This is a genomic window from Micromonospora sp. MP36 (genome assembly GCF_008119785.1).
Classification (GTDB): domain Bacteria; phylum Actinomycetota; class Actinomycetes; order Mycobacteriales; family Micromonosporaceae; genus Micromonospora.
On the sequence record NZ_VSFA01000026.1, the window covers coordinates 62,784 to 82,155 of the forward strand.

15 protein-coding genes are annotated in these 19,372 nt (G+C 72.2%); 8 read left to right on the forward strand and 7 right to left on the reverse strand.

The genetic code is table 11. From position 1 onward, the window contains the following. Positions 1-9 precede the first annotated feature (9 nt). Entirely contained in the window at positions 10-657 is a 648-nt protein-coding gene (locus tag FXF52_RS19190; protein ID WP_148798467.1) for a response regulator transcription factor, read from the reverse strand. After that, entirely contained in the window at positions 654-1,850 is a 1,197-nt protein-coding gene (locus FXF52_RS19195; protein ID WP_148798469.1) for a sensor histidine kinase, read from the reverse strand. Before FXF52_RS19195 ends, FXF52_RS19190 begins: the two co-directional genes overlap by 4 nt. 134 nt (positions 1,851-1,984) lie before the next feature. On the opposite strand from FXF52_RS19195, the gene FXF52_RS19200 reads away from it, so the two are divergent. Together FXF52_RS19200 and FXF52_RS19205 are read left to right on the forward strand one after the other, a co-directional pair. Continuing rightward, positions 1,985-3,049, forward strand: coding sequence for an ABC transporter permease (locus FXF52_RS19200; protein WP_148798471.1), 1,065 nt, complete (start codon positions 1,985-1,987; stop codon positions 3,047-3,049). Beyond that, entirely contained in the window at positions 3,046-3,759 is a 714-nt protein-coding gene (locus tag FXF52_RS19205; protein ID WP_148798474.1) for an ABC transporter ATP-binding protein, read from the forward strand. Before FXF52_RS19200 ends, FXF52_RS19205 begins: the two co-directional genes overlap by 4 nt. A 75-nt stretch (positions 3,760-3,834) precedes the next feature. On the opposite strand, the gene FXF52_RS19210 is transcribed toward FXF52_RS19205, so the two are convergent. Further along, positions 3,835-4,917 carry a prenyltransferase gene (locus FXF52_RS19210; protein ID WP_187413590.1) on the reverse strand — a complete coding sequence of 361 codons (1,083 nt, stop codon included), beginning with the start codon at positions 4,915-4,917 and terminating at the stop codon, positions 3,835-3,837. 236 nt (positions 4,918-5,153) lie between these two features. Then, on the reverse strand, positions 5,154-6,332 hold the full coding sequence (locus tag FXF52_RS19215) for a peptidoglycan DD-metalloendopeptidase family protein (protein WP_148798477.1): 1,179 nt from the start codon (positions 6,330-6,332) through the stop codon (positions 5,154-5,156). A gap of 268 nt (positions 6,333-6,600) precedes the next feature. Between FXF52_RS19215 and FXF52_RS19220 the strand changes: the two genes are divergently transcribed. The 4 genes from FXF52_RS19220 to FXF52_RS19235 all read left to right on the forward strand — a co-directional run bounded on the left by FXF52_RS19220 (position 6,601) and on the right by FXF52_RS19235 (position 11,398). Further along, positions 6,601-9,183 carry an SDR family oxidoreductase gene (locus FXF52_RS19220; protein WP_187413591.1) on the forward strand — a complete coding sequence of 861 codons (2,583 nt, stop codon included), beginning with the start codon at positions 6,601-6,603 and terminating at the stop codon, positions 9,181-9,183. A 251-nt stretch (positions 9,184-9,434) separates the two neighbouring features. Continuing rightward, positions 9,435-9,845 (forward strand): hypothetical protein, encoded by a 411-nt coding sequence (locus FXF52_RS19225; protein WP_148798481.1) that lies wholly within the window; start codon positions 9,435-9,437, stop codon positions 9,843-9,845. A 13-nt stretch (positions 9,846-9,858) separates the two neighbouring features. After that, positions 9,859-10,455, forward strand: coding sequence for a cell wall protein (locus tag FXF52_RS19230; RefSeq protein ID WP_148798484.1), 597 nt, complete (start codon positions 9,859-9,861; stop codon positions 10,453-10,455). Positions 10,456-10,531: 76 nt separating this feature from the next. Beyond that, positions 10,532-11,398 (forward strand): MauE/DoxX family redox-associated membrane protein, encoded by an 867-nt coding sequence (locus FXF52_RS19235; protein WP_187413592.1) that lies wholly within the window; start codon positions 10,532-10,534, stop codon positions 11,396-11,398. A 52-nt stretch (positions 11,399-11,450) separates the two neighbouring features. Here FXF52_RS19235 and FXF52_RS19240 read toward each other — a convergent pair whose 3' ends face one another. Beyond that, entirely contained in the window at positions 11,451-12,509 is a 1,059-nt protein-coding gene (locus FXF52_RS19240) for an ornithine cyclodeaminase family protein (protein WP_255472112.1), read from the reverse strand. Between the two features lie 284 nt (positions 12,510-12,793). Here FXF52_RS19240 and FXF52_RS19245 point away from each other — a divergent pair, with 284 nt between their 5' ends. Then, on the forward strand, positions 12,794-17,128 hold the full coding sequence (locus FXF52_RS19245; RefSeq protein WP_255472113.1) for an ExeM/NucH family extracellular endonuclease: 4,335 nt from the start codon (positions 12,794-12,796) through the stop codon (positions 17,126-17,128). Positions 17,129-17,281: 153 nt separating this feature from the next. Then, positions 17,282-17,617: a hypothetical protein gene (locus FXF52_RS19250; protein WP_148798488.1), complete on the forward strand. Its 336-nt coding sequence runs from the start codon at positions 17,282-17,284 to the stop codon at positions 17,615-17,617. 108 nt (positions 17,618-17,725) lie between these two features. On the opposite strand, the gene FXF52_RS19255 is transcribed toward FXF52_RS19250, so the two are convergent. Next, positions 17,726-17,965 carry a hypothetical protein gene (locus FXF52_RS19255; protein ID WP_187413593.1) on the reverse strand — a complete coding sequence of 80 codons (240 nt, stop codon included), beginning with the start codon at positions 17,963-17,965 and terminating at the stop codon, positions 17,726-17,728. 220 nt (positions 17,966-18,185) lie between these two features. Then, entirely contained in the window at positions 18,186-19,094 is a 909-nt protein-coding gene (locus FXF52_RS19260) for a methyltransferase domain-containing protein (protein WP_255472114.1), read from the reverse strand. Between the last annotated feature and the right edge of the window lie 278 nt (positions 19,095-19,372).

Sequence of the window (19,372 nt, forward strand, 5' to 3'; positions counted from 1 at the left end):
CCCGCATCGCTACCGAATGACGCCGCGGCGGCGGCCCTCGGCGACCGCGGCGGTGCGATTGTCGACATCGAGCTTGCTGAACACCTGGACGAGGTGGGACTTGACGGTGGCCTCGGTGATGAACATGGCCCGGGCGATGCCGTGGTTGCTGTGGCCCTCGGCGACCAGCTGCAGAATCTGGATCTCGCGTGGGGTCAGTGCCCGCCCGGGTGTGCGTACGCGGGTGACCAGGCGGGAGGCGATGGCGGGGGCGAGCACGGTCTCGCCCGCCGCGGCGGAGCGGATGGCGGCCAGCAGGTCGTCGGGTTCGGTGTCCTTGAGCAGGTAACCCGTGGCGCCCGCGGTGATGGCGGGCAGGATGTCGGCGTCGCTGTCGTAGGTGGTCAGCACCAACACCCGTGGTGGCCGGGGGTGGGCCAGGATCCGCCGGGTGGCCTCCGCGCCGTTGATCCCCGCACCCAGGTGCAGGTCCATCAGGACCACGTCAGGAGTGGCGGCTTCGGCCTGTGCGATCGCGTCGGCTCCGGTGGCGGCCTCCCCGACGACGGTGATACCCGGATCGGCGTCCAGTGCCGCGCGCAGCCCGCGACGGACGATGGGGTGATCGTCGACGATGAGGACCCGGATCGGGTCGGCAGGACGGGGCGCGCGGGTCACGGTGTCTCCCCTTCCGTCGGGATGGAGGCGCTGATCGCGGTGCCCTGTCCGGGAGCGGATTCGACGACGAGGGTGCCGCCGACGGCGGTGAGTCGGCGGCGCATGGTGGCCAGGCCCAGGCCTGTGCCGGTCGTCGAGGTGAGCGGCTGGTCGGGGTCGAACCCGCGCCCGTTGTCGACGACGTCGAGGCTGACCGTCCCGGGCAGGTAGGTGAGGGTGAGGTTCACCCGATCGGCGGCGGCGTGCGCGCGTACGTTGGCGATGGCCTCCTGCCCGGCGCGGAGCAGGGCGACCTCCACCGGGGTGGGCAGTGCGTAGGGAAGGCCGTCGACGGTGACGCGGGCGTCGAGGCCGAGGCGGCGGCTGTCGTCGACCAGGTGACCGAGGGCCTCGGTGAGCGGCCGGCCGGCCAGCGGGGCGGGGGTGAGGGCGCGGAGGAGCCGCCGGGTGTCCTCCAGCGCGGACTGCGCGGCCTCGACGGCGGCGTCCAGGTGGTGGTGGGCGGCCACCGGGGCGTCCGGCCAGCGGCCGGCGGCCGACTTCACCAGCAGGATGATCGTGGACAGGCTCTGGGCGACGGTGTCGTGGATCTCGCCGGCGAGCCGTTCCCGCTCGGCGAGCGTGCCGGCGCGGCGCTGGGCGGCGGCGAGCTGGCCCTGCGCGGCGGTGAGGTCGGCCAGCAGCCGCGTGGCCAGATCGTTCTGCTCTCGGAGGTCGCGGTAGACGGTCATGATCACGATGGCCACCCCGGCGCCGATGACCGGGCCGAGCACTGCGGGAACACTCAGCCTTCCCTCGTGGAGCGAGAACGCGGCGACGGCCACCGCCGCCAACCCCGCGACGACCACCGGCCCGACCACCCTCGGGAGCAGCTGCATGGCCAGCAGGAACAGGGCGAACGCCAGCCACACGAAGTCCACCGACAACGCGGCCAGTCCGATCCAGCCGGCGGTGAGCCCGGCGAACCACAGCCCGGCCACCGCCGGTCGCCGGGCGTGCCGGGCCAGTACGACGCCCAGCAGGTACCAGAGGGCCACCACGGCCACCGCGGTGATCAGCACACCGACGGGTGGACGGCCGGACCGTGCGGCGCGTACGGCGCCGACCAGCAGCAGCGCGACGAACAGGACGTGTTCGGCCCGACGGAGCAGGGTCAGCGTGACCGCCGCGACCCGCGGCTGCTGGTGATCCATGACCCTGTCGACCGTAGTGGCCGCCGGGCGGCTCGGCCTCCAACTTTCGATGGGTTCAGCCGTGCCTCGTTCGTCTCCGCAGGTCCCAGCCCTCGTGCGAGGGCACCGCCGGTGCTGGCGGGAAGGCTTGCGGCATGTTCATCGCAGTACGTGACCTTCGATTCGCCCGGGGCCGGTTCGCCCTCCTGGGCACCGTCATCGCGCTGATGACACTGATGGTGATCCTGCTGACCGGGCTGACCGCGGGACTGGGGGCGGCCAGTGTGTCGGCGGTGGCGGAGCTCCCCGTCGACGCCATCTCGTTCCAGCGGCCGACCGACGGTCAGCAGGTGTCCTTCGCCACCAGCAGCCTACCGGCGGAAGCGGTCGCCACCGTGGCAGCGCAGCCAGGGGTGACCGCCGCGTGGCCGCTCGGCGCGTCGACCACCCGCCTGCAGGCCGACGGCCGCGCCGCGACGGTGGCGCTGCTCGGCGGCGATCCCGCGCTGTATCCGGCACTGCGGGAAGGTCAGGCACCAGCCGGGGCCGAGGTGGCCCTCACCGCCGACCTGGCCGAGACGCAGTCGGTGTCGGTCGGCGACACCGTCTCCGTCGGCGGTCAGCAGGTCACGGTGACGGCGATCGTGGCCACCACCTCGTTCAACCATCTGCCCGTCGTGTACACCCCGATCGACACCTGGCAGCGCCTGGCGCGAACGGAGGGCATCACCGCCGTGGCCGCCACCCGTGACGACGGGGTCAACGCCGCTGCCGACCCCGCCGGCCTCACGACGCTCAGCCGTGACGAGGCGTTCACCGCCGTCGGCGGCTACGCCTCCGAGCAGGGCTCACTCAACCTGATGCGGGGCCTGCTGTTGGCGGTCTCCGCCCTGGTCGTCGGCGCCTTCTTCACCGTCTGGACCATGCAGCGCGGCACCGATCTGGCCGTGGTCCGGGCGCTCGGCGGCAGCCGCGGCTACCTGCTGCGCGACGCCCTCGCCCAGGCCGGGATCGTCCTGCTGGTGGGCGCCGCCGTCGGCGCCGGCGCCGCCGCCGGCCTGGGTGCGGTGGCCGCCCGGGTCGTGCCGTTCGTCCTGGACACCACCACGGTTGCCGTCCCGCTCGCGGCGATGCTCGCCGTCGGCGCGCTCGGCGCCGCCTTCTCCGTCCGCCGGGTCAGCACCGTCGACCCGCTCACCGCCCTGGGAGCAGCCCGATGACTCTAGCCCTCACCGACGTCCGCCTCACCTACCCCGACGGGGACCGCCGCCTGGTCGCGCTCGACGCGGTCAACCTGCGGGTCACCGGAGGTGAACTGGTGGCGGTGACCGGTCCGTCCGGGTCCGGCAAGTCCAGCCTGCTGGCCGTCGCCGGCGCCCTGACCCGGCCCGAATCCGGCACGGTACGCATCGCGGACACCGACGTCACCGCGCTTGATCAGAAGGGTCGTGACCGGCTCCGCCGGGAACGCATCGGATTCGTCTTCCAACAGGCCAACCTGCTGGCCTCGCTCACCGCCCTCGACCAGCTCCTGCTCGTCGCACACCTGTCCGGCGCATCCCGGCGCTCGGCCGAGGCCCGCGCCCGCGGGCTGCTCGACCGAGTGGGCCTCGGCGGCAAGGCGGACAAGCGTCCCCACCAGCTTTCCGGCGGGGAACGCCAACGGGTCGGCATCGTCCGCGCGTTGATGGGAAACCCTGCCCTGCTCCTGGTCGACGAACCCACTTCCGCTCTTGATCACGAGCGTGGCGAGGCGGTGGTCACCCTGCTGCGCGACATCACCCACGAGCAGCCGTTGGCCACCGTCATGGTCACCCACGATCTGCAGTACCTGCACCTGGCGGACCGGACGGTGGCGATGCGGGACGGCCGGGTGTGCCCGCCGGCTGAGTTCAGCCCGCGATCACCCGCCGCCGTCCGGGGCCACTGAGGCCACGTCATCGGTCCGGGTGATGCGGCCACGCGGCAGACGTGATGACAGGGCGGATGTTCGCGCGCTGTCTGCTCACGAGGTGGCCGACGCGCGGCGCGCCAACCACAGGCGGTGGGCGAACAGGACCAGGTAGCCGGCGAGGACGGCGCCGAGCACGGCCAGTGCGCCGGTGTCGGCGGAGTGCCGCGCCGCGTCCAGGATCACGCCGAGCATCGCCGCCGCGACGATCAGGGACACGTGGTTGGAGGCCCAGAAGACCACCGGCGTCATCCGCGTGGCGTCGAGGTCGCGCATCGCGCCGCGCCGCAACTGCCGGACGAGCCAGACCGAGAGCGGCGCGGTGGCGGCCATGGCGACCCAGATCAGCCAGGGTACCCAGCCGAGCAGCGCGAAGGCGGTGAGCATCGCGTACGCGATCGGCTGCGCGGCGACGATCAGGCGCACCGCCGGCTGGTAGCCGACGATGACCGGCAGGGTGCGCTTGCCGACCATCGCGTCCGACCGGCGGTCGCCCAGGTTCATCACCATCATCCGGGCCACCTGCAGCACCGCGGTGGGTGCCAGCACGGCGAGCAGCAGCATCGGTACGGTGCCGGTCTGGAGCACCACCGCGACGGCCGGCCAGAGTCCGTTGAGGATCGCGGCGACGGTCAACTCTCCCGCGCCCCGGTAGTTGAGCCGCACCGGCGGGGCGGTGTAGAACCAGGCCAGCACCACGGCGGCGGTGGCGAGCAGGCGCGCCTGCCCGGACGGCATGACCGCCACCATCAGGGTGGACACGCTGAAGAGTACGAACGCGGCGCCGAGCGACACCACGGGTGCGACCAGCCCGTCCACCAGTGCCCGGCTGCCGCCGGTCCACGGGGTGAAGTAGACGTTCGCGCGGTCGGCCTCGAGGTCGAAGTACTCGTTGCAGTAGTGGGTCATCACGTGGACGGTCCACGCGAAGAGTTGGGCGACCGCGTACCAGGTGACGTCGAGCGGGTGACCCTGGTGCACCGCGACCGCCACCGCGAGGCCCACCGGCAGGAGGTTGTAGAGCAGGAAGCGGAGCCGGGCGAGTCGGAGGAAACCCTTCCAGTGAACGCGCTCCGGCCCGCTGGTGGGGCCGGTGACCGCACGCCGGGTCTCCGGCCGCAGACTTGGTTCCAGCATCGCACCCATCGACATGCGCCTCCCCGTGGTCAGTCCGCTACGGAATCTATGTGTCGGCGGCGGCAAGCGACAGGTTGTGTCGGGAAGGTAACTGCCTGCGAGGCCTGCGACCGGACGGTGCGGGCGATAAGCTACGCACCGTCGGGTCGAGTCGTGCCAGCGCCGGTCCGGCTTTCGCCGGCGCGGCGAGCCGGGGCCACGGTCGCCCTGGCGACGACCGTGGCCACGGCCGGCGGTCAGCAGTACCCGTTGACGGTGCCGCTCACGCCGGTCCAGAGGTAGGCGTCGGAGACCCAGGTGCCGTCGGTGAGCTTGTTCCACAGCGAGGTGGTGCCCCACCGGCCGCTGTGCGTGGTGCCGTTCGCCGAGCAGGCGATGTTCACCGTCGCCCCGTCGCCGACGGACCCGACGACCGCGTACCCGGTGCCGGGTCCGGAGCGCTTGTTGACCGAGCCGCCTCCGTTGGCGTCCACCACGCCCTGGGTGAAGCCGAGCGCGCCGTAGTTGTAGAGCGCCCCGCCCACGTTCACCTGGGCCGAGCCGTGCAGCGCGTACCCCTGGTAGGTCGCTCCGCCGTTCATGATGACCCACTTGCCGAAGTTGTGTCCGGCGATCGGCACGTACGCGCTGTTCTGCCGCAGACCGAAGTGCACGTGCCGGCCGCTGGCGGCACCCCCGCACGTCACGTCGGTGCCGGTGTAGCCGAGGTAGGCGCCCTCGCCCACACCCGCGCCATTGACGTTGATGTTGCTCCACAGGTGGTAGTAGTCGGTGGAGTAGCCCCGGTCGTGGATGACCCGGATCCAGCCCTGGCACATCGTGTACGCGGTGCCGCCGCGCGCCGCGACGACGACCTGGTCGCCGCCGGACAGGTCGATGGAGCTCCACGGGCTCTCGCTGCCGCCCCAGCCGTGCGGCCCGCCGGTCAGGTACCAGGACTGGCCGATTCCGAACGGCAGTCGCATGCCGGTCCGGTAGTCGCCACCGGCGTACATCGGCGTCACCGCGGTGAACACCTGCTTCTCGCGGTCGGAGACCACCGCCGCGGGCGCCGCCGCGGCCAGCTCGGCGAAGGCCGGTTCGCCGTCGAAGGCGATCTGCCAGCCGCGGTCCTGCGCCCGGGCCACGAACAGCCATCCCGCCGGGTACGCGCCCTCCTGGTGCGGCGCGACCACGACGGCGGTGCCGAAGGCCCAGCGCTGGCCGGCCCGCCGGGTGACGTTCACCCGGGTGTCCGACGCGTCGGCGGCGCGCAGCGCCGGCTCCGCCTTCGTGGCCTGCTGGAGCAGCTTCGCGGTGACGGCGGTGGTCACGTCGGCCGATGGCGACGCCTGGGCGACGCCGGGACTGGTGAGCATGCTCGCGCCGAGCAGTGCCGCGGCGGCGACACCGAGCGCGATCCGGAGACGGGGCATAGGTCCTCCTTCACCAACGGGTGGGAGGGAGGCTAGCGATTCTATCGATATCTGTCTACGTCCATCCCTGTCGGCCGGATCCGGCCAGGCACTCACCCGTTGGTGCCGGCGTCCGGCCGGCTCGGCGGAGACGCCGGGCCGTTCGGGGCGATCGAGATCGAGCCGTTCGGCCAGGACGGCTGGCGGCTGTCCGACAAGAGCGCGACTGGCCCCGCACCCGCACCTAACTTCGCCGGTATTCACAACCTTCTGCGGTGGGGGCTTCATTGTGAACAGAACACATGTCGTCACCGGCGGCACCGGCTTCGTCGGACTGGCGCTCGTCCTGGAACTGCTGCAGCGTACCGACGACGACGTGGTGTGCCTGGTGCGGCCCGGTGCGCACGACCCCGACGCGCGGCTGCGCGGCCTGTTGGCCGCGGCGGCGCGCGCCTACGACCGACGCGTCGACCTCGACGGGCGGGTGCGGGCCGTCGCCGGCGACGTCAGCCGGCCGGACTGCGGGCTGCTGGAGCCGATCCGCGGCCCGATCGCGGACTTCTGGCACAGCGCCGCCTCACTGCGCTACGAGGAGTCCGCCGCGGCGGACATCTTCGCCACCAACGTCGACGGCACCCGGCATGCGCTCGACCTCGCCGACCGGCTCGGCGCCGCGTCGTTCAACTACGTCAGCACCGCCTATGTCGCGGGTACCCGGGACGGGGTGATCAGCGAGCGCCTGATCGCACCCGACAGCAACAACAACGCCTACGAGCGCAGCAAGGCCACCGCCGAGGCGCTGGTCCACGGCCACGCCGGGACGGCGACCCGCATCCTGCGGCCCAGCATCGTGGTCGGCCACCGCGCCACCCGCGCGGTCGTCGGCAGCTACACCGGGATGTACGGCTTCCAGCGCCGGCTCGCCGCCTTCGCGCAGAGCCTGTCGGTACGGGCGCCGGAGCGGCTGCACCGACCGGTGCGGATGCTGGTCGATCCGGGTACGCCGCTGAACTTCATCCCCGTCGACGCGCTGGTCGAGCAGCTGGTCGGCATCGCCGCCTCGGGCAGCCCGGAACGGATCTTCCATCTCACCAACTCGACTCCGCCGGCCGCCGGCGACGTGCTCAGGCGGATCTTCGCGCTGGCCGGGCTGCCGGAACCGGAGTACGTCAGCGACCCGTCCGAGCTGGACGACACCGATCGGGCGTTCGCCAAGGGCATCGAGTTCTACCGCTCGTACCTGGTCGGCGAGAAGCTCTTCGACCGGGTCAACAGCGACCGGGCGCTGGGTCGGACCGACGCGGGGCGGATGCCGTTCCCCGACGCCGAGATCACCGCCTACGCCCGCTGGTACCTCGACAACGTGCAGCGCCGCCGAGGGCCGGGGCGGCACCGGGCGACGCCCGCCCGCTCGGCCCGACCCGCGCCGGCCGCCGCGCCGCGGCCCGCCGATCCGACCCGGATCGTCCTGCTCGGCGCCGGTTACACGTCGGTGTGGGCGTACAAGTCGCTGCGGCGGCGGCTGGGCCGGCAGTTGCGCCGGGGCGACGTCGAGCTCGTCTTCGTGGACCCGCTCGGCTACCACTCGTACCACGGTTTCACCGCCGAGGTGCTCGGCGGCCTCATCGCCGAGGGGCACGAACGGAGCCCGCTGCGGACCACCTGCCCGCGGGCGCGGCTGGTCCGGGGCACCGCGGAGCACGTCGACCTGGGGCGCCGCGAGGTCGCCGTGGCGCTGGCCGGCACCACCGGGGAGACGCTGACCCTGCGCTACGACCACCTGGTCGTCGGCTGCGGCAGCCACGACGACCTGGCCCGGGTGGCGGGGCTGGCCGAGCACGGCTGGTCGCTGAAGAACCCGGGCGGTTCCGCGGCCGTGCGGGAGCGGCTGCTGACGCAGGTGGAGCTGGCCGACGCGAGCCCCGACGAGCAGACCCGACGGGAACTGCTCAGCGTGGTCGTCGTCGGGGGCGGCTTCACCGGCGTGGAGATGTCGGCCACGGTCGCCGAGCTCTTCCGCAGCCTGCGCCCTCGCTACCGGGTGCTGCGCGAGGTCGAGCCGCAGGTGCACCTCGTGCACGGCGGTCCCGACCTGCTGCCGCAGCTGCGTCCCCGGTTCGCCCGGCTGGCCGGGTACGCGCACCGCCAGCTCGTGCGCGCCGGCGTACGGCTGCACCTGGACACCCGTGTGGTGCGGGTCGACCTGGACGGCGCCCACCTCGACGACGGGTCCGTGCTCGCCAGCCGCCTGGTCGTGTCGACGTTGGGCCAGGCGGTGGCCCCGGTGCCCGGCACGGAGTCGCTGGAGTCCCGCCACGGCCGCCTGGTCACCGACGACTACCTGCGGGTCCGTGGCGGCGACGGGCGGGTGTGGTCCGGTGGCGACCACGCCCACCTGCTGCATCCGGTCAAGGGCGAGCCCTGCCCGGCCAATGCGCTGTGGGCGATCAAGCACGGCGGGTGGATCGGCGGGAACATCGCGGCGACGCTGCGCGGCCGGACCCCCCGCCGGTTCACCTACCGGGGCCTCGGGCAGGCGGCGAGCCTGGGCGTCGGCCGGGGCGCCGTCGAGCTGTACGGGGTGCAGGTCACCGGCTGGCTGGGCTGGCTGATGCGGGCCGGGTTCTTCCTCTGGTTCATGCCCTCGCGGCGGCAGGCGGTACGCAGCCTCGTGGACCTGCTCGGCGCGCCCGTGCTGGGCCGGCGCCTCACCGCGCTGGCGGCGTCCGGCCGCCCGATCCGGCCGGGCAGCCCGGAACCGCTCGCGGTGCCGAGCCAGCCGTCCCGTCCGCCCCAGCAGCGCGATCGGCAACTACTCCGCCAGCGGGACCCGGGCCCGCACGAGCAGGTCCCCCAGCCGGAGCCCCGGTAGCCGGGCTGCCGGGCAACGATGCGGCATGACCTGACGGGAGGCGCCGTCGCGGTCCCGCGGTGAGCGCGACAACACGAGAACGAACCGGCCGGAGGCCCGGGGTCGCTGACCCCGGGCCTCCGGCCGCGTCACGTCTGCCGCACGTAGGAAATCTTCCCTCAAGCCGTTGACTTCGGTGATTTTCAACACAACAATCGCCATCAATATCGACGGCTGTCGTTGTCGATCGGCACCTCGAGAGGGAGGTATCCATGGCAGCTGTGACAGGCGAGATGTCGTGGTTCTGCTGCGGCAGCGCGTGGGGCCCGTGCGGCACCACGGGCGGCGGCGCCTGCGGCACCTGCAAGTCCGGCAACTACCAGCACGCGTGGCCCAACGCCTCGGACGCATGCTGGTCCATCACCCGCCCGGACACGTGCGGGATGTCACTGTCCCGCCGCACCTGCGGCTTCCGGCACTACACCACCAACCTCTGCAGCGGCCTCCGGGTCGGCACCACCATCGCCGACTGCGGTCCGCAGACCGACCTCTGGTGCGGCGAGCGCAGCTGCTGCGGCTCGGCCTGCGGCACCAACCGCATCATCGACCTGACGCCCGCGGCGTACAGCGCGATCGCCAGTCTTTCCACCGGGCTGCGGCCCGTGTCGGTCGACATCGTCTGAGGGGGAGGGCATCATGAACCAGTCCCTGAACCGCCGCCGGCTGCTCGCCACCGCCGCGCTCGGTGGCCTCGTCGGCGCCACCGGCCTCGGCTCGCTCGCCCCCGAGGCGGCCTTCGCCGCCGAGGCCGTGACCGTCGAACCCGGCGCCCCGGACCCGAACTTCGCCGAGGGCCGGATCAGCAAGGTCTCCGGCAACATGCTGCTGGTCACCGGCTCGGACACCGTCCTGCATTCGATCCGGATCACCAACGGCACGAGCATCTGGAAGCTGCACCCGACCACGTTCGACCAGGTGGCCGTCGGCGACGGGCTCTACGCCCGCGGCGTCCGGCTGCCCGACGGCACGCTCGCCGCGGACTCCGTGTGGGTCAACATCGTCAACCTGCACGCACACATCGCGTCGGTCGGCCGCAACATGCTGCACCTCGACCACAAGGGCCAGCGGATCGTGGCGCACGTGGTGCCTGGTCGCTCCGCCGCGGTCTACAACGGCACCCCGGCGGTCAGCGACATGTCCCTGCTGCGGGTCGGCCGGCACGTCCAGGTGCTCGGTGCCTGGCACCCGGACACCAACGAGATCAGCATCGCCACCGTCTACGCCGCCGCCTGACCGGCACTACCCCCGGGCGGTGCGCCGCCGCGTACCGCCCGGGTGCCGCCCGCCGGACAACCCGTTGGAGGAACCCATGATCGAAGTGCTCGCGGCGCTGCAACCGCTGGTCCTCGGTGCGGTGCTGATCTGGTCCGCGCGCGTCAAGCTGTTCAGCCGGCGCGCCGCCGCGGCCGCCAACCGCTCGGCGCTCGTCCGCCTGCTCGGGCAGGACCGGGCGCTGCCCGCGTACCGGGTGCTCGGCGGCGTGGAACTGACCCTCGGCGCGCTGCTCCTGGCGCCACCCGCGCTGCGGCTGGAGGCGATTGCCGCGACCGGGCTGGCCGTCGGCTTCCTCGCCTACCTCACGTACGCCCGCCGAGTGGCGCCGACCTCCTCCTGCGGCTGCCTGAGCGCCCAACCGATCCCCGTCTCCGGCCGCAGCCTGGCTCGGGCCGGCCTCCTGGTGGCGGCGGGCGTCCTCGCCGGCCTGGCCGCCGGCGGCTGGTGGACCGCGCTCGCGGCGCGGCCGCTGGCCGGCGCCGCCGTGCTGCTCGCCGAACTGGCGTTGGTGGTGGCGCTCTCGCCGGAGCTGGACGCGGCCTGGCTGCTGCCGCTGCGCCGGCTACGCGCCTGGCTCACCCGCCCGCTGCGGGGCGGCTCCGGCGTACCCCTGCTCGCCGCCGTGCAGCAGATCCAGCTCAGCGACGCCTACCGGCGGGTGGCGCCGCTGCTCCGCTCCGACGTGCGGGAGCACTGGGACGACGGCGACGGGCGCTTCGTCGGGCACGCCGCGCACTACCAGGGCCGTCCGGTGACCGCGGTGTTCGCCGTGCCACTGGCCGACCCGGAGCCGGACGCGGTGCGCGTCGCCGTGGTGGACGACGCCACCGGGGAGACGCTGCTGAGCCTCGCCGGCACGCCCCGGCCCGCCGGCCCCCGACTCACCGTCGTCCCCGCCTAGCGGCTGCGGAAGCGCAACACGGGTCGTCGGCCCTCTCGTCGGCCAGGCGGGATCACCAACTCCCGGTGATCCCGCCTGATGCGGGCGGCGGGCGATCGGCTTCCGTGACGTCAGGGGCCAACCCGGCGGGCCGGGCCGGGGACCGCCCGGCCACGTGGGCGCGGTAGATCTCGACGCCGACCACGAGATCCTGCCACGGCATGCCAACCCCCTTGAACAGCCGTGGACCGCCGGCCGGCAGCCGCGTGCGACCGGTCACCAGGTCCCGCAGCGGATACAGGTCCTCCGCGCGGACGACGCCGGCGGACAGCGGACTGACGATGTCCCCCGCCTCGCGCCGGGTGCCGGCGAGCGACTCGACGACGACCCGGGAGCGGGCGACCAGCGTGTCGTCCACCTCGCGATGGTGCGGCGAGTGCGAACCGATCGCCACGACGACGGCGTCGGCCTTCACCAGCGCGCCGTCGAACAGCGGCGTGGCGGCGCTGGTGCAGCAGCAGATGAGGTCCGCCCGGGTCACCGCCTCCGTGCACGAGCCGGGATCGAACAGGCGTGCCGGAACGCCCCGGCTGTCGCACCACGCCGCGAGCCGTTCGCGCCGCGGGCCGTCCCTGCCCACCAGCGCGACCTCGCTGATCTCGTACAACGCGAGCATCGCCGCGACGTGGGCACGCGCCTGCGGACCGGTGCCGAACACCGTCAGCCGCAGCGGCGCGCCGGCCGTCGCGGGCAGCAGGTACCGAACCGCGAGCGCGGACACCGCGGGGGTACGCAGGTTCGTCAACGCGGTGCCGTCGATGAGGGCCGCCGGCCGCTGCCCCGGTCCTTCGAACAGGACGAACGCTCCCTGGATCAGCGGCAGGCCCCGTCCGGCGTTGTCCGGGGTGCTGGTGAGCAGCTTGCAGCCGGTGTACCCGCCCCGCGTGGCGGGCATGACCAGCAGCTCGCCGGCCTGCGTGGCCACCCGCGAGCGGGGTGTCTCCCGTTCCGGGTCGAGCCCCTCACGAAGCGCGGCCGCAAGGGCGTCCACCGCGACCCGAATCGGGACCTCCGCGACGGCCGCCCCGGAGATCAGCCGCAGACCTCCGAAGGAGCCGGTCGGCTCGGTCACGGTGGCCTCCGACGACGAACGGGGGACGGGACCCCAGCAGGTTACGAGGTAGGCCGTCATGGGGTCACGCGCAGGTCCCGTCACGCCGGCAGCCTCGCCCCATGCCCGCTTCGGCGCATAGCTCACCGTTGTCCGATCTTCTTGGCAATCCGGCCGACAGGCCAACCTGCTCCATACATCTGGCGGCTCCTCCTCGGACGCCGATTGCCGATAGGTTGCACCAGTCCATCCCTCTATCGAAGGCCCCAGCTTTGAAGCTCCGAAGCACGCGCAGACCCCTCAGTGTGTTGGGCGTACTCGTCACGAGCGGTGCGCTCGCCCTGACCAGCAGCGCTCCAGTCCTCGCCGCCGAAACGGCGACCCCCTTCATCAGCGAAATTCACTACGACAACGCCGGTACCGACACCGGCGAGGCGATCGAGATCGAGGCGCCGGCCGGCTTCGACCTGACCGGCTGGCAGATCGTTCTCTACAACGGAGCGAACGGTGCGGCGTACAACACCCGCACGCTGAGCGGCCCGGTGCCGGCGGCCGGGGTGGTCGTCGCCAACTACCCGACCGACGGTATCCAGAACGGCTCCCCCGACGGGATCGCGCTGGTCTCCCCCACCGGAACGGTGGCGGAGTTCCTCACCTACGAGGGCACGCTCACCGCGGTCGGCGGCCCGGCCAACGGGATGACCGGCACCGACATCGGGGTCGAGGAGACCTCCACCACCCCCGCCGGCCAGTCGCTGCAGAAGATCAACAGCACCTGGAACCCCCCGGCGGCCAACACCTTCGGGGTCAAGAACGGCGGCGGCAACCCCGACCCGGGCCCCGACCCGACTCCGGGCTGCACCGTCCCGGTCGACCGCACGATCGCGGAGGTCCAGGGCGCCGGCACCACCACGCCGCTGGCGGGCACCCGGGTCACCGTCGAGGGCGTGGTGACCGCCGACCACCGCACCGGCGGCTACAACGGCATCTACGTGCAGACCGCCGGCAGCGGCGCAGACCGTCCGGTCGCCGCCGGCACCGCCTCCGACGGCATCTTCGTCTACCTCACCACCAACACCGCGAACCACCCGTCGATCGCCATCGGCGACCGGGTACGGGTCAGCGGCACCCCGAGCGAGTTCAACGGCCTCACCCAGCTGAGCATCGCGGCCAAGAGCGACGTGCAGATCTGCGAGCACGGCGCGGCGCTGCCCGCCCCGGTCCCGGTCAGCCTGCCGCTGTCCGACGACGCCCGCGAGTCGGTCGAGTCGATGCTGGTGGCGCCGGTCGGCCAGTACACCGTCTCCGAGGTGTACAACACCAACCGGTACGGCGAGGTCGTGCTCGCCGCCGGTGACCGCCCGGCCCGGAACGCGACCGATGTCGCCCGCCCGGGCTCGGACGCCGCCAAGCAGGTAATCGCCGACAACAAGCTCCGCCGGATCCTGGTCGACGACGGCAAGACCACCAACCTGGCCACGGCCGGGCAGCTGCCGCCGTACCTGTCCAAGGAGAACCCGCTGCGGGTCGGCGACTCGGTCGAGGCGTTCGGGCCGTCGGTGCTGTCGTACGGCTTCAACGAGTGGCGGCTGCAGCCGACCACGCCGGTCAGCGCGGACACCCCGTCGGCGGGCCGGACCACCTTCAAGGCCACCAACCCGCGTACCGCCGCGCCGGCGAACGTCGGCGGGGACGTACGGCTGGCCAGCTTCAACGTCCTCAATTACTTCGTCCACTTCGGCGGGGACGCCCGTGGCGCGGCGAACGAGGCCGAGCTGGCCAAGCAGGAGGCGAAGATCGTCGCGGCGATCAGCGCCCTGGGCGCCGACGTGGTGGGGCTCGAGGAGATCGAGAACTCGGTACGGTTCAACGCCGGCGACCCGCAGCAGGCACTGAAGCGCCTGGTCAACGCGCTCAACGCCAAGGACGGCGCAGGCACCTGGGACTACGTCCGCAGCCCGGCCGAGCTGCCCGCCCCGGCCCAGCAGGACTTCATCACCACGGCGATCATCTTCAAGCCGGCGAAGGTGCAGCCGAAGGGGCCGTCGCGCTCGGTCAACGACGAGACCGTGTGGTTCAACGCCCGCGAGCCGATCGCCCAGACCTTCACCGCAGGGAAGATCTCCTTCACCGTGGTCGTCAACCACCTGAAGTCCAAGGGCGGCACCGGGACCGGCGACAACGCCGACTCCGGTGACGGTCAGGGCAGCTGGAACGGCGACCGGGTCCGGCAGGCCACCGCGCTGACCGCCTTCGTCGACCGGGTCAAGGCCGACAGCGGCACCGACGACGTGCTGCTGCTGGGTGACTTCAACGCCTACACCCAGGAGGACCCGATACAGGTCCTCTACCAGGCCAAGTACCAGGACCTGAACGACACCGGCAAGGCCACCTACGTGTTCGGCGGCGAGTCCGGCTCGCTCGACCACGCCCTCGCCTCCCCGTCGCTGGCCTCGCGGGTGACCGGGGTCGACGTGTGGCAGATCAACGCGGTCGAGTCGTTCGCCTTCCAGTACGACGGGCTGTCCGCCTTCTACGAGGCGAACCCGTACCGGGCCAGCGACCACAACCCGGTCGTGGTGGGCATCAGCACCAGCGCCAAGCCCGTCAACCTGCAGCTGCTGAGCATCAACGACTTCCACGGTCGGCTGGAGTCTCCGGCCACCGTCGGTGGTCAGCCGGTCGGCGGCGCCGCCCAGCTCGCCGGCCTGGTCGGCCAGCTGCGGGCGCAGAACCCGAACACCGCGTTCATCTCCGCCGGTGACAACATCGGCGCGTCCACGTTCATCTCGGCGATCGACGGGGACACCCCGACGATCGACGCGCTGAACGCCGCCGGGCTGGCCGCCTCGGCGGTCGGCAACCACGAGTTCGACAAGGGCATCGCCGACCTCACCGGCCGGGTGTCCGACCGCGCCGACTTCCCGTACCTGGGCGCCAACGTCTACCGCGGCGACAGCCGGGCGCTGCCGGCGTACTCCGTCAGCACGGTGGGTGGGGTCCGGGTCGGCTTCGTCGGCGTCGTCACCGAGCAGACCGCGTCGCTGGTCAGCCCGGACGGCATCGCCGGCCTGACCTTCCGCGACCCGGTCGCCGAGGCCAACCTGGTCGCCGGGCAGCTCAAGGACGGCAACCCGGACAACGGCGAGGCCGACGTGGTGGTCCTGCTCGCGCACGAGGGCGCGGCGACGGAGCACATCAACTCCGCCGACGCGCTGGCCAACGACCCGGTGTTCGGCAAGTTCACCCGGGTCAACGCCACCATCGACGCGATCTTCAGCGGCCACACCCACCAGCCGTACGCGTTCAAGCTCCCCGTGCCGGGGTCGGCCAAGCTGCGTCCGGTGGTACAGGCCGAGGACTACGGCAAGCGGCTGGGCAAGGTCACCCTCACCTTCGACCCGAACACGGGTTCGGTGACCGCCGCCGACGCGCAGCTGGTCGACGTGGTCGGCGCGCCGCAGGACGCGGCGGTGGCCGACATCGTGGCCGCCGCCAAGGCCAAGGCCACCGAGCTGGGCAAGCAGCAGCTCGGGTCGATCACCGCGGACGTCAAGCGGGCCTACACCAACGGCAACGAGGACCGCGGCAAGGAGTCGGCGCTGGGCAACTTCATCGCCGATGTGCAGCTCGCCGGCACCAAGGACGCAGGCCGGGGCGGGGCGCAGATCGCGTTCATGAACCCGGGCGGCCTGCGCGCCGACTTGCTCTACCGGACCGACGGCACGGTGACCTACGCCGACGCCTTCGCGGTCCAGCCGTTCGCCAACGACGTGGTCACCAAGAGCTACACCGGCGCCCAGATCAAGCAGGTGCTGGAGGAGCAGTGGCAGCCCGACGGCGCATCCCGTCCGGTGTTGTGGCTGGGTGTCTCGAAGGGGTTCAGCTACACCTACAACCCCGAGGCGCCCAAGGGCTCCCGGATCACCTCGATCAAGCTCAACGGCACGCCGCTCGACCCGTCGGGCACGTACCGGGTCACGGTGAACTCGTTCCTCGCCGCCGGTGGCGACAACTTCACCACCCTCGGCCAGGGCACCAACCCGGCGACCACCGGTGACAACGACCTCACCATGCTGGTGAGCTACTTCGCCGCGAACTCGCCGGTCACCGCGGACACCCAGCCGCGCTCGGCGATCGGGCAGGCCGGACCGCAGTGCACCACGACGATCACCGGCAAGTACAGCAAGGCGCTGGTGGTCTCCGCGGGCCTGACCTGCCTGGAGAACGCCTCGATCTCCGGCTCCGTCACGGTCAACCCGGGCGCCTCGCTGGTGGTCACCGGCGGCACCATCAGCGGACCGGTGTCCGCCACCCGGCCGGTGCTGTTCGACCTCTCCGGCGCCACCGTGTCCGGCTCGGTGACGGTGTCCGGCGCGACCGGCGGGCTGAGCATCAGCAAGGGCAAGGTCAGCGGCTCGGTGTCGATCTCCGGCAGCACCGGTGGGGTACGGATCGACACGGTCGCGGTCAGCGGTCCGATCACCGTCAACGACAACACCGGCAGCCAGCCGGTGGTCGTCGCCGCAAACACCATCAGCGGGTCGCTGGCCTGCTCGGGCAACACCCCGGCCCCGGTGAACGACAGCCGGCCGAACGTCGTGAAGGGCTCGGCCACGGGCCAGTGCGCGCGACTGTAGTCCGGATGTGATCCTCCGGTCAGCGGCCGGAGCCTGCCAGGCTCCGGCCGCTGACCCCTTGTGGGGGCACGCGCGGCCCGCCTCAGCCTCGCTAGCGGGCGCCAGTGCCGCGACCACGGCGATGCGGGCGTTGCTACGCTCGCCGACGTGGGCGTGGACGTCGAGCTGGTCCGGGTCGAGCAGCTGGGCACGAGCCCGCGCCGCCGGCGGGAACACGAAGTGGCCGTGGTCGGCGACCCGCTCTTCCGGTTCGCTGCCCTTCTTGAGCGCTCCCAACACGCTGGCCGGACACCGATGCTGGACCGCATCGATCCCTACGGCTCACTGGAACTCACGCCCGCCGAAATGAACCAGTTTCTCGGCGAGTTGGACGTTCTCGCCGCGCTCGTCGAGGACATCGGTGAGCGGCAGGTGCTCGACGCCGTTCGAGGGCTCGCCAAGCGATGTCTCGCCGATCCGGACCTGCGGCTCCGATTCGCCGGCGACTAGGTCCCGCCTGGAGTTGCGATCACGGTGTGTGGCGGCCGGCCGGTCGGCCGCTCCATGCTGCCACCCAGTACCCGCCCCGCCTGCTCCTGCGCCATCCGCACGACCCGGTCATTGACCCTCACACCCACCCGCGGTAACCGTCCAACCCAGACGACGCAACGCCATCCACGCGTTCGACGGAAGCTTCCGGCCACCCGCGTCGTGTCCGGAGGCCAACACCTCCACATCCGCGCAGTTCCACCGCTCAACCAACAGGCCGGACACCATGCCCGCCACCAGATCGGCACACCAGCCGACACGTTGCGCCAGCACCGCCTGCGACAGAACCTCACCGCTCTCCTCGTCCACCCCGATCGGAGCACGGCCCGGGCGCAAGCGGTACGGGAAGTCTCACCCTCAGCCAGCGGCAGCTTCCCGGTCACCGGCTCATCGCCCCGCCATCGATCCAGGAGAACCCGCGATCACGACCGGCCCACCTCACCGGAATCTCCCCCGAACCAGCCCAAAAGCGAAACGCCACGATCCACACGGCTAACCTAGGATCACCGACGATTCCTAATCAAGTTGGTCAGCCTGGGCGGCGTCCCCATGCCGAGATCAGCGGCGCGAGGGTGAGGTCGAGCTCGCCGGCACCGACGGCGGCCAGGTGCGCGTCGATCTCGATGTCGTTGGCCAGCCCTGCGGCGAGCAACTCGGCGCGGACCATGCGCACCGTCGCGGTCTCCAGCCGGTCGCAGGCTACCCCGCCGACCGGGAAGCAGCCGGCCGCCGTGACATCGACCAGGCCCGCCGCACGCAACGCCCGCGGCAGCGTACGGCCGTAGCGCAGATCGGCGCCGCGGCGGGTCATCAACTCCCGGACGGCGCGCCGCAGCCGGTTGGCGCGCCGCTGCGCCGGGCCAACCTCATCGAGGCAGGCCAGCGGCTGCAGCTCGGTGTCGGCATCCTCTACCAATAGCCAACCGCCGGGCCGCAGCGCCGCCACCATCGTCGCCAACGCCCGGGCACGGTCGGGCACGTGAACGAGCACGAGCCGCGCGTGTACCAGGTCAAACGTGCCTGGCTGCGGCGGCGGGTCCCCGACGATGTCGTGCCGGAGCACCTCGTACCCGCCGTGCGGGTCCAACCAGGCCGGATTGATGTCCGTGGCCAGCACGTAACCGGTTGGTCCGACGGCCGCGGCGAGTGCCTCGGGAATGCTGGGGCCTCCGGCACCAACTTCCCAGCAGCGCCAGCCCGCCCTCACTCCGAGCCGGTCGAAGTGCCCACGCGTGACACCGTCGAACAGTTCGGCCAGCCAGGTGAACCGCTCGCCCGCCTCCACCCGGGCGTTGTCGAGCAGGTAGCGGTGATCCGGGGAAGATCCGCGGGAGTCCGGCGATGGGGGCCTGGACCGCGCGCCAGCAGTATTCACCGGCCCGCCCGCAGTCGTGTCCGGCTCGGGCCCGGGGTCGACGACGGGCTGCGATGAACTCATGCCCACATCCTCACGCCCGACCGCGTGCTGTGTCAGCGCGACACGGGATGAAACCAGACACAGCCCGGCTCCAGCCGACCAGGCCGATCCCTCACCCCCTCGACACGATCGCCCGCTCATCCGGGACCTCGGTGTCCCGACGCTCCCCGGCCGCCTGGCCGCGCTGCGCCAACTCGTACTCCAGGCCCCGACGCCGATCGTCGCTCAGATCCTATTTGGAGCGGCCGACCGCCGGGCCCCCACACCACCGTGATCACAACTCCAGACGGGAGCTAGCT

Coding starts and splice junctions, on each gene's coding strand:
- FXF52_RS19235 (WP_187413592.1), top strand. CDS start 10,532: ATGATCGAAGTGCTCGCGGCGCTGCAACCGCTGGTCCTCGGTGCGGTG.
- FXF52_RS19215 (WP_148798477.1), bottom strand. CDS start 6,332: ATGCCCCGTCTCCGGATCGCGCTCGGTGTCGCCGCCGCGGCACTGCTC.
- FXF52_RS19200 (WP_148798471.1), top strand. CDS start 1,985: ATGTTCATCGCAGTACGTGACCTTCGATTCGCCCGGGGCCGGTTCGCC.
- FXF52_RS19230 (WP_148798484.1), top strand. CDS start 9,859: ATGAACCAGTCCCTGAACCGCCGCCGGCTGCTCGCCACCGCCGCGCTC.
- FXF52_RS19205 (WP_148798474.1), top strand. CDS start 3,046: ATGACTCTAGCCCTCACCGACGTCCGCCTCACCTACCCCGACGGGGAC.
- FXF52_RS19260 (WP_255472114.1), bottom strand. CDS start 19,094: ATGAGTTCATCGCAGCCCGTCGTCGACCCCGGGCCCGAGCCGGACACG.
- FXF52_RS19225 (WP_148798481.1), top strand. CDS start 9,435: ATGGCAGCTGTGACAGGCGAGATGTCGTGGTTCTGCTGCGGCAGCGCG.
- FXF52_RS19210 (WP_187413590.1), bottom strand. CDS start 4,917: ATGCTGGAACCAAGTCTGCGGCCGGAGACCCGGCGTGCGGTCACCGGC.
- FXF52_RS19195 (WP_148798469.1), bottom strand. CDS start 1,850: ATGGATCACCAGCAGCCGCGGGTCGCGGCGGTCACGCTGACCCTGCTC.